The sequence below is a fragment of the Geobacillus uzenensis genome (genome assembly GCF_002217665.1).
Taxonomy (GTDB): Bacteria; Bacillota; Bacilli; order Bacillales; family Anoxybacillaceae; genus Geobacillus; species Geobacillus subterraneus.
In genome coordinates this window covers 220,098-234,961 of record NZ_NEWL01000005.1, presented here as the reverse complement: position 1 = coordinate 234,961, position 14,864 = coordinate 220,098, and the positions used below count along the sequence as shown (strand labels likewise).

Here is a 14,864-nt window from a genome sequence, read left to right as displayed (position 1 = left end):
AGCCGTTTTTTAACATAATTCCGAAAGAAGTCTCCCACTTCAAAGGGGTGAAGGGCGTAGCCCAACGATCATGATGTATCTGCTCTCCCCTCTCCTCAAAAACGTCTTCGGTAGCCTTCCCGCGGTCATCTGAACCGCAAACCGATCCGCTTTATAGTTTTTCGACACACTTCCCTTCTCTTCCTTCTTTTGTCATTCTTTTTCTCGATTAATTGTTGAGCCATTTATGGATGATGGCCCGCCTTGTCTATGGTATAATGAACATGCAGGCATTTCCTCCCCGCCCTCGCACGTTATACTCCTCTGCCTTTCTGCTCCGGAAATGCCCCGAATGATGTGATCGAAGGGAGGTGCTCCCATGCAGGAACAGCTTCTTCACCAATTGACGGAACTGGTGCAAAACCTAGCGAACGATATGGCTGCGATCAAGCAAGACATGCAGACGATGAAGCAAGATATAGAAACCATGAAGCAAGACATGGAAACCATGAAGCAAGACATGGAAACCATGAAGCAAGATATGGAAACCATGAAGCAAGATATGGACACTATGAAGCAAGAAGTACAGGCAGTAAAACAAAAAGTAGACAAGCTTGAGAAACGAATGGACAAGCAAGAAGAAGAACTTCATTGGCTGAAAGAACAAGTGAAAGAAAATACGGAAATGGTCAAGGCCGTCCGCGACAACCAGCTTGAACAGAGAAGCATTCAAGATGCCATGCGCCATGACACCGCCGCCATTCACGGAGAGATCGTCGATATTCGCACACAAATGGCGACAAAAGAAGACATCTCGCTCATTCATCAGCGGCTCGACTATCAAATTAGCCGCATCGCCCGTACGGAAGAGGAGATTCACTTGCTGAAAACGGCGAACTAGCAGGCACAACGTTATTGCTCCAGGAAAACGTCTCCCTTTTCCATTTGTTTTGCCACCGACTCGGCGATAAACCGGACGATCCGTTCTTTCGCACGCCATCTCCGCGCTTTGCGGGCCGGATCAATGCCATGGGCTAGCATAAGCTGTTTCAGCACAGGCACTTCAAGCGGCTGCAGGCATTGGCCGGCCTTTTGGCGACAGGAGGATGCGGATCTCCCGCTGATTTACGAAAAAGCCACACGGGATCAACCCGTGTGGCCTTGCTTGCATCCTCAATACGGCACTTCAATCAGTTCTCCCGTTGCAATGCTTGATTCGTTTCTTCCACTGCTTGATTGAGCGCCTCTTGCGGATCAACCCCTTCATATAACCGTTCCATCGCCTTCACCACATGTTGCCGCGATTCCGGAAAAACTGTGATTAGCGCCCCTTGGGTGGCAGGGGTTGATTTTGTTTCATGCAGCTGGTCAACGGTCACTTTTAACTGCGGATATGTTTTCCATTCATCTTTGACAAGCGGTTCCTTATAGGCAGCGGGGTTAATGGCAAAATAACCCGTCCGCACGTGCCATTCCGCTTGAACCGGAGCGGTTGTCAAATATTTCATGAACTCCCATGCCGCCTTTTGTTCCTCTTCGCTGCTTCCTTTCATCATCCAAAGTGAAGCCCCTCCGATGACGACGCCTTGGCGTTCAACACCATCCGGAACAGGCAAATAGGAGACGCCAACATCAAATGGTGAATGATTGATCACTGTTTTGACACCAGCGGACGAATCCAAGTACATCGCTACCTTCCCAGCCTGAAAGGCAGCACGCATGTCGTCCCAGTTTTGACCGGCGTTATAAAACGTGCCGTCTCGATGCATATCGCGGATCAACTCAAACACCCGTTTTCCTTCCTCTTCGTTAAACACCGCTTTCGTTGCATCGCCGCTTCGACCGTTATCGTTGTTCACATACAATCCACCTTGCACCGCCACCATCTCTTCAAAAAACCAGCCATAGTTCAAAATCGAAAACCCATATTGCACCGTTTCGTTTCCTTTTTTCTTCGTCAACTTTTTCGCCGCTTCTTTCAGCTCGCTGTAGGTGAGCGGAGGGTTCTCAGGATCGAGCCCGGCCTCGCGAAATGCATCTTTATTGTAAATCAACACAGGCGTTGAGGAGTTAAACGGCATCGAGTAAATGCGGCCATCAACGGTATAATAGCTGACAATGTTTTTCTCCCATTGCGAAACGTCATACTTATCCTTATCGATCCATGTTTGCACGGGAACGATTTGCCCGCTGTCAATCATATATTTCGTTCCGACTTCAAACGTCTGCATGATCGTTGGCGCCTCTTCCGTCCCAGCTACCGTGTTCCATTTCGTCAGCGCTTCCTCATATGTACCTTGAAACACAGGCTTTACCTCAATTTCCGAATGGGTTTGATTAAAATCCGCTACAATGTCATGTAACACCGTCTGCAAGTCCCCGCTCATCGAATGCCAAAACACGACTTCCGTCTTTTTACCGGCCGCCCCCCCATTGGAACCGACGCTTGAGCATCCTGCTCCAAGCCATACTAAAGCCAGTAAAACAATCAGCACGTTTCTCACCTTTTTCTCCTCCCCGCTATTGAATCGCTCCTTGCATAAACCCTTTGCGCAATTGCTTCTGGCCGGCAAACAACAGCAGCAATGTCGGCAGCATCGCGACGACAGCCGCTGCCATGACGACCCCCCAGCTGCTCGCAATCTCCTGCGTCTGTAGCTGTTTCAGCCCAATCTGCACGGTGCGGAAGCGGTCATCGTTCGTAACGAGCAGCGGCCATAAATACATATTCCAAGCATCTAAGAAACTATAAACAGCTAACGTCACCAATCCCGTTTTCGAAAGCGGAAGCACGACGCGGCAAAAAAAGCGGAAATTCCCGATGCCGGACAGACGGGCCGCCTCGTACAGCTCATAAGGAATTTGGCGAAACTGCTGCCGCAATAAAAAGATGCCAAATGCCATCGCCCAAAACGGCACCGTTAACCCTAAGTAATCATTCGTCCAGCCGAGCTGCTGGATCGTTAAAAAATTCGGAATGACAGTCGCCTCCCACGGAACAAGCATCGTTGCAATGCAAACGTAAAACCATAGATCTCGGCCCGGAAAACGGAGAAACACAAAGGCAAAAGCAGCCAAGCTCGAAACGATCAGGCGCCCGACCGTAATCACTGAGGCGACCAATACACTATTGAACAAATAACGACCAAGCGGCGCCTGTTCAAAAGCCGCTTGATAATTGACCCACTCCCAGCGATCAGGCCATAGATGCCCCGCCAAAATACCGGCTCCATCCATGAAACTCATCAAGAGAGCATAGACCATAGGAAATAAGAGAAGCACCGAACATAAGCATAACACCCCATAATCTAAAGCTGTCCGCACCGCTCTCATTGATAGTGCACCTTCCTCTCAGCAAACCGAAACTGCAAAAATGTGATTACGGCGATGATTAGAAACAATACGATCGCCTGGGCACTCGCGAAACCGAACTGGTAGTTGACGAACGCTTCCCGGTAAATGGCATAAACGAACACATTCGTGGCATCGACCGGTCCGCCTTTTGTTAAAAAGTCGATTTGTCCAAACGTTTGCAACGCTTGAATGAGCGAGACAGTCGTGACAAAAAACAATGTCGGCGATAGCAGCGGCACGGTCACCGCCCATAATTGGCGCCAATAGCTAAATCCGGCAATGCGCGCGCTTTCGTACAAGGACGGGTCGATGTTTTGCAGGCCGGCTAGCAACAACAAAAAGGTAAACCCAATATTCATCCATATCGTTGCTACCGCCACCGCATACAACGCCGTATCGGGATCAAGCAGCCACGAAACAGGGGTTAAGCCGACCGTAGACAACAAGCGGTTAATGATCCCAATCGCTGGGTTGTACATAAACAGCCAAATGACAGAAGCGGCGGCCACGCTCATTCCCATCGTAGAAGCGAAAAACGTTCGAAAGATCCCGATTCCTTTCCGCTTTTCATGGACGAGCAGCGCCAGACCGAACGAAATCACGATTGTAGCCGGGACAGTGAGCGCCGCGAATAGAAACGTCGTCTTTACGCTATGCCAAAACGTCTCGTCTTGAAACAAGGCGGCAAAATGCGCTAAACCAGCAAATTCCGTCGGCTTCCCTTGGTAGTCTGTATGAAACACACTTAAGTACAACGTTCGACCTAACGGATAAAATAAAAATATACCGAACAGAAGAAGGGAAGGGAAAAGGTACATCATTCCTTCCAACCATGACTTCACGGTTGTTTGCCGAGCCGCCTGTTTTGCTTGAGCCGGCCATGGCGATGGCGGAAAGACCGGCGAAACACGTTCATTCATCCGTCAATCCGCACCTCCTCCCTCCTGATCGGGGGCCCGATCCGTTGCCCGTGCTCATCGAAAAAGAGCAGCGCTCGCTCGTCAAACGAAAATGATGCCAATTCCCCTAGTCTTATGTTCCATTGTCCGTTCCATCGTGCCGTCCAATGAAGATGCTTCGTCAGCTCAAACGTCACGAACGTCTCATTGCCAAGCCATTCGATATGGACAACTTTGGCTGTCACATGCCCCTCGCCTAGTTCTGCTCGATAGATATGCTCCGGGCGAAGGCCGATCGTCACCCGTTCCACCTTAGGCAAAGGGCGGTGCATAAAACGAACGGGCCGCTCGTTTTGCAATAGCAGCGAATGTTCAAGTACGTGCGCCTCTGCCAAGTTCATTGGCGGCGTTCCGATAAATGAAGCGACAAACGTGTTATCTGGGCTATTGTAAATATCGAGCGGAGCGCCAACTTGCTGCGGGCGTCCGGCATGCAAAATCATCACCCGGTCTGCCATCGTCATTGCCTCTGTTTGATCGTGAGTGACATAGATGACCGTCATGCCGAGCTGCCGTTGCAAGCGGCGAAGTTCACTGCGCATTTTAGCCCGCAGTTTCGCATCTAAATTGGAGAGCGGCTCGTCCATTAAACAAAGCGGAGTTCTTGCAACGATCGCCCGCCCTAAGGCGACACGCTGGCGCTGTCCTCCTGATAGCTCCCGCGGCTTCCGCTGCAATACGTCCGTTATCCCAAGCATTTCTGCCGCTTCCATGCAGCGCCTCATTTGTTCTTCTTTCGACACCTTTTGCGCCTGCAAGACGATTCGCATATTTTGCTCCACCGTTAAATGCGGATATAACGCATAGTTTTGAAAAACCATGGATAATTGACGGGTGTGGGGCGGCCAGTCGTTCGCTACCTGCCCGTCGATCAATACGTAACCCGACGTCAGCGATTCAAGGCCGGCAATCAGCCGCAAAATCGTGCTTTTGCCGCATCCTGACGGGCCAACAAGAGCAAAAAACTCTCCTGATTCAATCGCCACACTCACATTCTCCACAGCCCGCTTTTTTCCATCATACGATTTCGTCACTTCGACAAGCTCAAGAAACGCCATTCCCTTCCCCCCTCTTTTTCTGTTTTCTATTCCATCGTAATCCATTTTTGTAAATACTGTCTGAACGTACTTTTCGATTTATGTAAATATTTCGTAATTGAACGTTCTTCCCTGCGCTAACACTTTAAATTTGGAGATTATTGTCCCTCCCGCCCTTCGGAGGACGGTTCACCAAGCTGTCCCCGTACGTCCCTCGGTTGGGCTGACTTATAAGTCTTCCCGGTTTAGGATGATAAAAAAGACGCCCTGCCAACGCAGAGCGTCCTGTCTTTAAATTTGATTGTTTTCCATAAGCAACGACAAACATCCGACGGCAATTAACGAACCCCTCTCATCAACCGCTGGATGCTTGGCGCGAGCGCGAATAAGATCAAGCTTAAGACGAGCGCCGCCCCACCGATCGTGCCAAAATACGCCGTTTCATTCTCCGGCGTGTAAAAGCGGACGAGCTGGGCGTTGATCGCTTGCGCCGCAGCGTTTGATAAAAACCAAAGGCTCATCGTTTGCGCCGAAAACGCCGCCGGGGCGAGTTTCGTCGTCGCTGACAGGCCGACCGGCGACAAGCAAAGCTCACCGAGCACAACGATGAAATAGCTCAACACAAGCCAAATCGGATGGACGAGCTCTCCGGCGCTGAAATATCCCGGCACGAGGATGACGATAAACGACAGGCCGGCAAACAAAAGGCCAAGGGCAAATTTTTGTGGGATCGTCGGCTGCCGTTTGCCAAGCTTCACCCACATCCAAGCGAACACCGGCGCTAAGATGATAATGAACAATGGGTTGAGCGACTGAAACCAAGCTGGCGAGAGATGAATGCCAGCGACATCCAACTGTGTCCGTTTATCCGCATAGTTCGCCAAAATGGTCGACCCTTGTTCCTGGATGGCCCAAAACATCGCCGAAGCGACAAACAGCGGAATGTAGGCGATGACGCGCGACCGCTCTTCGGCCGTCGTTTTCGGGCTGCGGTACATCACGACAAAATAAATGATCGGAATGATGATGCCTAAAATACCGACGAGCGAAATAAACGTTTCCACCGTAAACCAGCCGTTTGGAATCAAGATCGCGAGCAGCACAGCCATGACGACCGCTGCGGCCGCAGCGATCACAGCCGTTTTTTTCTTTTCAGCCGGCGTCAGCGGGTTTGGTACATACGTTCCCGCCTGCCCGAGATTTTTCTTTCTTGTCGCCACAAACACAACAAGCCCAAGAAACATGCCGACAGCGGCGAGCCCGAACCCGAGGTGGAAGTTGTATTTCATCCCGGCCGTGCCGACAACAAGTGGAGCCAAAAACGCCCCGAGGTTAATGCCCATGTAAAAAATGCTGAATCCGGCGTCGCGGCGGTCATCGCCAGGCTTGTACATATCGCCGACAATGCTGGAGACGTTCGGCTTTAACAACCCGGTGCCAAGAACGATGAGCGCCATCGACACAAACAGCGCCGCCGCCCCGCCAGGCAACGCCAACGCGATATGGCCAGCCATAATGAGAATGCCGCCATAAAAGACTGCCCGTGAAGTTCCAAACACTCGGTCGGCGAGCCAGCCGCCGATGATTCCGGACATGTACACAAGCGCCCCGTAAATCGACATGATCGCGAGCGCCAACTGTTCGTCGAGCCCTAGCCCGCCTTTCGACACTTCATAATACATGTAATACACTAAAATGGCACGCATGCCATAGTACGAGAAGCGCTCCCAAAACTCCGTAAAAAAGAGCGTGAACAGCCCTTTCGGATGGCCGAAAAAGCCTCGCTGGGGAACGCTGGCAGCGATTTCTTGCTTATTGATTGATGACATGACAAACCCTCCTTTAATTCTTTTACTATAATAATTTATTCTGTTTATATTGTCAAAAAACTTTTATAGAAAGCTATGATTACATAAAAAACCGAGTTTTTTTCAACTTTATCTGAATAATATCACTTCATTGAACTACTCCCACTTTCGCTTCGAAGTGGGAGATTCCTACGAACTTCGCTTTATCGAGCGAATATCTTAGTAGGCGATCCCCACAGTTCCTGCGGTTAGAAGCCTGACGGCTTCGTTTTTGATATTCATACTTGCGTTCACATCTCGATCATGATGGGTACGGCACACGGGGCATTCCCATTCGCGCAAAGCGAGATGTTTCACGTCTTTATTTTGATAGCCACAGCACGAACAAAGCTGGCTGGACGGAAAGGTTTTCGCTACGGTGACGACTTGTTTCCCGTACCATTTGGCTTTGTATACGATCATGGTTTTAAACATTGACCATGATACTTCTTGAATGGCTTTTGCAAGGTTATGATTTTTTAGCATATTACCTACTGACAAATCTTCCATACCGATGATGTCGTGGTTTTTGACAATCTCGGTGGAGATTTTGTGTAGATAATCGTGTCGTGCGTTTGTGATTTTTTCATGCAATCGTGCAACTTTTATTCGTTGCTTATTCCAATTCGAACCGCCTTTTTTTCGTCTGGAAAGAATGCGTTGTGCTTTCGCTAGTTTCTTTTCTAACTGACGAAACCATTTCAGATTTTCATACTTTGTTCCATCGGAAAGAACGGCAAAGTCCTTTAAACCAACATCGATGCCAACGGCTGAACCCGTTTTAGGCAACTCTTGTACTTCTGCTTCAACTAAAATGGACACAACGTATTTCCCGCTCGGATTTCGTCTCACCGTAGCCGACAAAATGCGGCCTTCTACCTCACGGCTTTTTGCCAAACGAACAAACCCAAGTTTCGGAAGTTTGATTTTGTTTCCATCAATAGCAATATTTCCGTTTGTATATTTCGTTGTGTAGGATTGCACCTTATTCTTTTTCGATTTAAAGCGTGGTTTGTCGTTTTGCTTTTTCAAAAAGCGAGCATACGCATCGGCAAGGTTTTTCAATGAGGATTGTAGAGCAACACTATCCACTTCGTTTAACCAAGTTAATTCTTTTTTTAGTTGTGTTAATTGAGAAGAACAGGCATTATATGATAGCCCTTTCCCTGTTTCTTTGTAAGCATCCTCCCATTTCGCTAAAAAATAGTTGAATACAAAACGCGAGCAACCGAATGTTTTCGTCATCAACGCTTCTTGCTCTTTGTTTGGGTAGATACGGAATTTGTATGCTTTATTGACCATCATGACTTTCACCCCCTTTTGTGTTATTATATACATAGCATATCATAATTGATATTAAATGTATATCATTTTCAGGGGTGAAAGCATGGAAAAACAATCAGTTGTATTACGTTTCCCAAAAACTCTTTTAGAGAGAGTAGACAAATACAAAGAACAAAAAGGGTTTGGCACTCGCACACAAGCAATTTTTCACCTATTGCAAGTGGCTCTTGAACAATCAGAACGTCAAGAAAAAGAAAGCAATTCATCTCCCACCTAAAGAGGTGGGAGATGAATTGCTAATTTTAGATAAAAATACTGAATGGTCGCGATTTATTTTTTTGAACGCCCACCACTTACACTCACACCGAGAAGCGGAAGTCTTTTTTCGAAACGATGATAAAAAAAGTGCCCGCTGCCGGGCGCTTAGTGCACTGCCTTGGAAAACAGGCAGCGGTTATGGTGTTTTAACAAGCTCTTTCAAGCTGTTAGCTCCGCTCAACAAAGCTCCCAAAGCGGATCGTGCGGATCAAGCGGCACATCGGCCGGCCAGCCGCCCGCATCGAACGCGCTCGTCCGGCCGAGCAGCTGCCAAAACAGCTGTTCAAATTGCCTGACGGTGTAGCCTTCCGCCAGTTCGGGCGGGGTGTCAAAAAAGACGACGAGCACCGGATATGTCCCGGCCTGGCGGGACGTTTCGGCAAACTCGGCAAGAAGCGCCGCGAGCTCCTCGGCTGCCGCTATGTTGCACGGGTCGCCGGCAAACCCGTAGCGCAGATCGCCCAATGCGTACGCCTGCACCACCGAAATGCACGGAAATGGCCGGCTTGGATTCATCATGTTAGCTGCAAAAGCCGTAAACGCCTCCCGCTGCCATGGCAGCCATTGGTTTTTATCCGCCTGTTGGTTACACAATTGCATCTCTCCCCATCCCCCTTAGCACCGTTACATTGTGCTCGCGCCATAGGAGGATAGGTGAATGTCCGCAGCAAAGCTGGCCGGCAAATCGGTAAAAATTCGTTTCTGTAGGAACCTTCGTGTCGCCAAAGTTTCCACACTTTTCAACGAAGATCAGGAAACAGACATTATTCGTCACATTTCCCCTGCGATAAATGTGTTATACTTAATGTATTATAACAATAACACACTCGAGGGGGATTGGGAATGCTGTATCCGTATAACGGAAAACGACCGAACGTTCATGAAACGGTTTTTGTTGCGCCGGGCGCTTATTTGATTGGCGATGTCACCGTCGGTCCAGAATCAACGATTTGGTTTAACGCCGTGCTGCGCGGTGATGAAGGACCGATTACGATCGGCGCCCGCACGAGCATCCAGGACAATACGACATGCCATTTATATGCTGGCTCGCCGCTTGTTGTCGAGGATGAGGTGACAGTTGGGCATAACGTCGTGCTCCATGGCTGCACAATTCGCCGGCGTTCGATCATCGGCATGGGATCGACCATTTTAGACGGGGCGGAAATCGGTGAAGAATGCATCATCGGCGCCAACACGCTCATTCCGTCTGGCAAAAAAATTCCTCCGCGCTCGCTTGTCATCGGCTCTCCTGGCCAGGTCGTCCGCGAGCTGACGGACAAAGATTTGGCGCTCATCCAGCTGTCGATCGATACATACGTGCAAAAAGGAAAAGAGTATCGCGAGCAGCTGGCGGGAAGCGATCAAAACCGCGACTAAACAAAATAAGGACGGATGGTCAGCAGGGAAACCGGTCCGTGCATACAAGACGAGGCCGACCCAAAAGGTCGTCTGTTTCCAAGAGAAATACAAGATATAGCATAGCATAAGTATTCAGTGCGTATATATAGTGATGAAAGAGGGTGTCCCGATCCTTTTGGGACACCCTCACCAATGGTAAGCCATCTGTCCTTATTCATGTGAAAAAGCCTTATTCGTCCGCGTTTTTCACAATCGTTGCGATCCCTTGGCCGACGCCGATGCACATCGTCGCCAATCCATAGGTAACGCCACGTTTTTGCATTTCGTAAATCAATGTCGTCAAAATGCGGGCACCGCTCGCCCCAAGCGGATGACCAAGGGCAATCGCCCCGCCGTTGACATTGACTTTCTCTCGGTCTAGTTCAAGCTGGCGGATGCACTCAAGCGCTTGCGAGGCAAACGCCTCGTTCAGCTCGACAAGCCCGATGTCATGAACGGACAGGCCGGCGCGGCGCAGCGCCTTGCGCGTCGCAAAAATCGGGCCGATCCCCATCACGGCTGGTTCGACGCCGGCGACAGCCGACGTCACGTATTTGGCTAACGGCTTCAAACCGAGCGCTTTCGCTTTATCGGCACTCATCAACAACAGCGCCGCCGCCCCATCGTTCACACCCGAAGCATTGCCGGCTGTTACCGTGCCGTTTTCAAACAGCGGCGGCAGTTTTGCCAGCTTTTCAAGCGTCGTATCTGGACGCGGATGTTCATCCTTGTCAACAACAATCCGGTTGCCTTTTCGGTCGTGGTAAACGACCGGCACTAGTTCATCCGCAAATCGGTTCGTTTCCATCGCCCGTTTCGCCTTCATTTGGCTTTCATAGGCAAACTCATCTTGCGCCTCGCGCGTAATGCCAAACCGCTTCGCCACGTTTTCCGCCGTTTGCGGCATGCTGTCGGTGCCGTACATTTCGTGCAGTTTCGGATTGATAAAGCGCCAGCCGATCGTTGTATCATACATTTCGATATTGCCGCGCGGAAAATCGCTTGACGGCTTCGCCATCACAAACGGAGCGCGCGTCATGCTTTCTACCCCGCCGGCGATCACGATATCCGCCTCGTCGGCGAAAATCGCCCGCGCCGCATAATTCACAGCATCAAGCCCAGAACCACACAGCCGATTGACCGTCACACCGGCAACTTCCTTGGGCAGCCCGGCTAACAGCGCCGCCATGCGGGCGACGTTCCGGTTGTCTTCGCCAGCCTGATTGGCGTTGCCAAAGACAACATCATCAATTTGTTCAACCGGTACATTCGGGTTTCGCTCAATGAGCGCCCGAATAACGATCGCACCCAAATCATCCGGCCGCACCTCTTTTAGCACCCCTTTGTAGCGGCCAATCGGCGTGCGCACGGCATCGACAATCACGACTTCTCTTCCCATTCTCTCTCCCCCTTAAAAAACGGCCTTAGATAGCCGTTTCATTCTTGATGGATCGTACAGCTAGATGAAACTCCGTACGGCAACAGCATCGCTAGAGGGCATCCCCTCCCCCGCGCTTTTTTGCTTCTATCGATGTCCCTCGGTTTCAGTCTTGTTTTGTATAATCGTAAACTCCTCTGCCCGTTTTGCGGCCGAGCCGCCCCGCTTTCACATACTGCTCAAGCAGCGGCGCTGGGCGGTATTTTTCGCCCAACTTTTCATGCAAATATTTTAAGTTATTCAGCCGTGTATCGAGCCCGACTAAATCGGCCAGCTCAAACGGACCCATCGGGAAGTTGAGGCCAAGTTTAATCGCTTTATCAATGTCTTCTGGCGTGCCGACGCCTTCTTGAAGCATATAAAACGCTTCATTGCCGACAAGCGCGCTGATCCGGCTTGTTACAAACCCAGGAAACTCATTGACAACAACCGTCTCTTTCCCCATTCGCTCGGCGGCTTCTTTCACGACTTGCGCCGTTTCGTCGCTCGTTTCCAAGCCGCGGATGATTTCGACAAGCTTCATCTTATGCACCGGATTGAAAAAGTGCATGGCGATAACCCGCTCCGGCCGCTTCGTAAACGAGCCGATTTCCGTCGGACTCATCGTTGATGTGTTCGTCGCCAAATAGCACGACGCCGGCGCATGGGCATCAATCGTTTCGAATACTTGCTTTTTCAACTCTAGCTTTTCCGGCACCGCCTCAATCACCAGATCGGCATCCTGCACCGCAGCAGCCAGATCAAGCGAATAGGAAAGACGCATTTCCGCTTCTTGACGTGCACCAGGCGTCAATTTTCCCCGAGCGACCGCTTGCTCAAAAATGGCGGTGATTTCGCTTCGAGCACTGTTTAGTTGTTCTTGCTTAACATCAACCAGTGTCGTCTGAAACCCGCCGACAGCGCCGACGTAAGCAATTCCTCTTCCCATTACGCCACTGCCGACAACAACGAGACGTTCAATCATCGTTCTTTCCCCTCTCTTTTTCATTCGTATTGTGGATGACGCAACACGCTGAAAGTCTGGCCGCGTTCTATCATTGCCGATCCATCTATAAACGCGTTCTTAGGCACCATGCCTGCGACTGCCTTCGACACCGTGTGGATGGAACGGATGCGGGCCGTCAAACAGCGACGTCGCCATCGACTCTTTAAAAACGCTTCCAAACATGTTTAAACATCGAATACTATATTACGTTTACATGACTTACGTTTATATAACGCAATATAGCTTTGCTATACTTTAAAATAGATGAAATATTCAAAAATGTCAATGCTTTTGTTCAACACTTTGAAGCAAAAAAAATGGCTCGGCATGGCATTCAATGAGGCAACAAAGGAATCAGCAGAAAAAACACACTAGATCTTCCCGCTAGACAATCAGAAAGAGAGGCAACTCGTTGAGGAGCACATAGATCACGATAGCAAGATGACATATGAGAAAAAGAGAAGTGGGAACGCTTCTTTCCTTCACTATCAAAGCGTATCTCCCGCCTTCATTTCCACAAAGGCGGGAGACTTCCTGATGAGGTCATCGTCTGTTTTTCACTATCAAAGTTTCATAATCCCCCCCGTGCTCGCGGATGTCACATGTTTCGAGTAGCGGGCGAGGTAACCGGTTTTCACTTTCGGCTCAAAGCCTTTCCAGTTCGCTTTCCGTCTTTCGAGCTCTTCATCGGACAGCTTGACGTTGATCGTCCGTTTCACTGTATCGATTTCGATCATGTCGCCGTCTTCAATGAAGGCGATCGGTCCGCCTTCAGCCGCTTCCGGGGAGACGTGGCCGATTGACAAGCCGCGCGAGGCGCCGGAGAACCGCCCGTCGGTCACAAGCGCCACCTTTGTGCCGAGCCCCATGCCGACAATTTGCGATGTCGGCGCGAGCATTTCCGGCATGCCCGGTCCGCCTTTTGGCCCTTCATAGCGGATGACGACGACATGCCCCGGTTGGATTTTGCCGCTGGCGATGCCTTCAAGCGCTTCTTCTTGCGAATCGAAGACGATGGCCGGCCCTTCATGGCGCGTGATACCGCCTTGAACGGCACCGGTTTTAATGACAGCGCCGTCTGGAGCCAAGTTGCCGAACAAAATGGCGAGCCCGCCCGTTTCCGAATACGGGTTATCGATTGGCCGGATGACATCATAGTTTTTTACTTCACAGCCGGCGATGTTTTCCCCGAGCGTTTTGCCGGTAACAGTGAGCGTGTCTAAATGGAGTGCGCCTTCTTTTTTCGACAGCTCGTTCAACACCGCCGATACGCCGCCGGCCTCGTGCAAGTCCTCGATATAATGGACATCCGACGCCGGAGCGAGCTTCGCCAAATGCGGCACGCGCGCCGCCACTTCGTTAATCCGCTCGAGCGAATAGTCGATGCCGGCCTCATTGGCGATCGCGAGCGTATGCAGCACCGTGTTCGTCGAGCCACCAAGCGCCATATCGAGCGCAAACGCGTTGTCGATCGCTTTTTCCGTAACGATGTCACGAGGTTTAATATCGTGTTCGATCAAATACATGAGCTGTTTCGCCGATTCGCGGACAAGCTCTTTGCGCGCCGGGTCAACCGCTAAAATTGTGCCATTGCCCGGCAAGGCGAGCCCCAGCGCCTCAGCCAAACAGTTCATCGAGTTGGCCGTAAACATGCCCGAACACGACCCGCACGTCGGACAGCCGTACCGCTCAAGTTCCATCAGCCCTTCTTCATCAAGCGAGCCGCCTAGATACGCCCCGACTCCTTCAAACACGGACGAGAGTGAAATTTTCCGCCCGTCTTTCGTCACGCCGGCTTTCATCGGCCCGCCGCTGACGAAAATCGTCGGAATGTTGAGCCGCATCGCTGCCATCATCATTCCTGGCGTAATTTTGTCACAGTTCGGAATGCACACCATGCCGTCAAACCAGTGGGCGGAAACAACGGTTTCAATCGAGTCAGCGATAATTTCCCGGCTCGGGAGTGAATAGCGCATCCCGATATGGCCCATGGCGATGCCGTCATCGACACCGATCGTATTCATTTCAAATGGCACGCCGCCCGCTTCGCGGATCGCCTCTTTGACAATTTTTCCGAACTCTTGCAAATGGACGTGCCCGGGAATAATGTCAATGTACGAGTTCACCACTGCGATAAACGGTTTGTCAAAATCTTCTTCTTTCACGCCCGCCGCCCGCAATAAGCTCCGGTGCGGGGCGCGGTCAAATCCTTTTTTAATCATGTCGCTGCGCCGTGTTTTCATTGAGCGTCCCTCCATCGATCAG

13 protein-coding genes are annotated in these 14,864 nt (G+C 50.6%); 3 read left to right on the top strand and 10 right to left on the bottom strand.

Annotated features, from left to right (window positions below):
• Positions 1 to 358: 358 nt before the first annotated feature.
• On the top strand, positions 359 to 880 hold the full coding sequence (locus B9L21_RS06525; RefSeq protein WP_089134992.1) for a hypothetical protein: 522 nt from the start codon (positions 359 to 361) through the stop codon (positions 878 to 880).
• Between the two features lie 289 nt (positions 881 to 1,169).
• Here B9L21_RS06525 and B9L21_RS06520 read toward each other — a convergent pair whose 3' ends face one another.
• From B9L21_RS06520 to tnpB, 6 genes are all read right to left on the bottom strand, one after another.
• Positions 1,170 to 2,483 (bottom strand): ABC transporter substrate-binding protein, encoded by a 1,314-nt coding sequence (locus tag B9L21_RS06520; protein WP_063165697.1) that lies wholly within the window; start codon positions 2,481 to 2,483, stop codon positions 1,170 to 1,172.
• A gap of 16 nt (positions 2,484 to 2,499) precedes the next feature.
• Positions 2,500 to 3,312, bottom strand: a complete 813-nt coding sequence (locus B9L21_RS06515) for a carbohydrate ABC transporter permease (RefSeq protein ID WP_063165696.1) — start codon at positions 3,310 to 3,312, stop codon at positions 2,500 to 2,502.
• The gene (locus B9L21_RS06510; protein WP_063165695.1) at positions 3,309 to 4,253 is read right to left on the bottom strand and encodes a carbohydrate ABC transporter permease; all 945 of its coding nucleotides are present in this window, start codon (positions 4,251 to 4,253) and stop codon (positions 3,309 to 3,311) included. Before B9L21_RS06510 ends, B9L21_RS06515 begins: the two co-directional genes overlap by 4 nt.
• Positions 4,250 to 5,350: an ABC transporter ATP-binding protein gene (locus B9L21_RS06505; RefSeq protein WP_063165694.1), complete on the bottom strand. Its 1,101-nt coding sequence runs from the start codon at positions 5,348 to 5,350 to the stop codon at positions 4,250 to 4,252. Before B9L21_RS06505 ends, B9L21_RS06510 begins: the two co-directional genes overlap by 4 nt.
• A gap of 317 nt (positions 5,351 to 5,667) precedes the next feature.
• Positions 5,668 to 7,158, bottom strand: coding sequence for a peptide MFS transporter (locus B9L21_RS06500; RefSeq protein WP_063165693.1), 1,491 nt, complete (start codon positions 7,156 to 7,158; stop codon positions 5,668 to 5,670).
• A gap of 198 nt (positions 7,159 to 7,356) precedes the next feature.
• Positions 7,357 to 8,481, bottom strand: coding sequence for an IS200/IS605 family element RNA-guided endonuclease TnpB (gene tnpB / locus B9L21_RS06495; protein WP_063165692.1), 1,125 nt, complete (start codon positions 8,479 to 8,481; stop codon positions 7,357 to 7,359).
• Between the two features lie 82 nt (positions 8,482 to 8,563).
• Here tnpB and B9L21_RS17590 point away from each other — a divergent pair, with 82 nt between their 5' ends.
• Positions 8,564 to 8,737, top strand: a complete 174-nt coding sequence (locus B9L21_RS17590; protein ID WP_021095998.1) for a hypothetical protein — start codon at positions 8,564 to 8,566, stop codon at positions 8,735 to 8,737.
• Between the two features lie 218 nt (positions 8,738 to 8,955).
• Here the strand turns inward: B9L21_RS17590 and B9L21_RS06490 are convergent, their stop codons facing one another.
• Positions 8,956 to 9,378, bottom strand: coding sequence for a YqcI/YcgG family protein (locus B9L21_RS06490; RefSeq protein ID WP_063165691.1), 423 nt, complete (start codon positions 9,376 to 9,378; stop codon positions 8,956 to 8,958).
• Between the two features lie 243 nt (positions 9,379 to 9,621).
• On the opposite strand from B9L21_RS06490, the gene B9L21_RS06485 reads away from it, so the two are divergent.
• The gene (locus tag B9L21_RS06485) at positions 9,622 to 10,155 is read left to right on the top strand and encodes a gamma carbonic anhydrase family protein (protein ID WP_063165690.1); all 534 of its coding nucleotides are present in this window, start codon (positions 9,622 to 9,624) and stop codon (positions 10,153 to 10,155) included.
• Between the two features lie 211 nt (positions 10,156 to 10,366).
• Here B9L21_RS06485 and pcaF read toward each other — a convergent pair whose 3' ends face one another.
• From pcaF to ilvD, 3 genes are all read right to left on the bottom strand, one after another.
• The gene (pcaF, locus tag B9L21_RS06480) at positions 10,367 to 11,575 is read right to left on the bottom strand and encodes a 3-oxoadipyl-CoA thiolase (protein ID WP_063165689.1); all 1,209 of its coding nucleotides are present in this window, start codon (positions 11,573 to 11,575) and stop codon (positions 10,367 to 10,369) included.
• A 145-nt stretch (positions 11,576 to 11,720) separates the two neighbouring features.
• Positions 11,721 to 12,578, bottom strand: a complete 858-nt coding sequence (locus tag B9L21_RS06475) for a 3-hydroxyacyl-CoA dehydrogenase (protein WP_063165688.1) — start codon at positions 12,576 to 12,578, stop codon at positions 11,721 to 11,723.
• A gap of 584 nt (positions 12,579 to 13,162) precedes the next feature.
• A complete protein-coding gene (gene ilvD, locus B9L21_RS06470; RefSeq protein ID WP_063165687.1) occupies positions 13,163 to 14,842 on the bottom strand; it encodes a dihydroxy-acid dehydratase in 1,680 nt (559 codons plus the stop codon).
• Between the last annotated feature and the right edge of the window lie 22 nt (positions 14,843 to 14,864).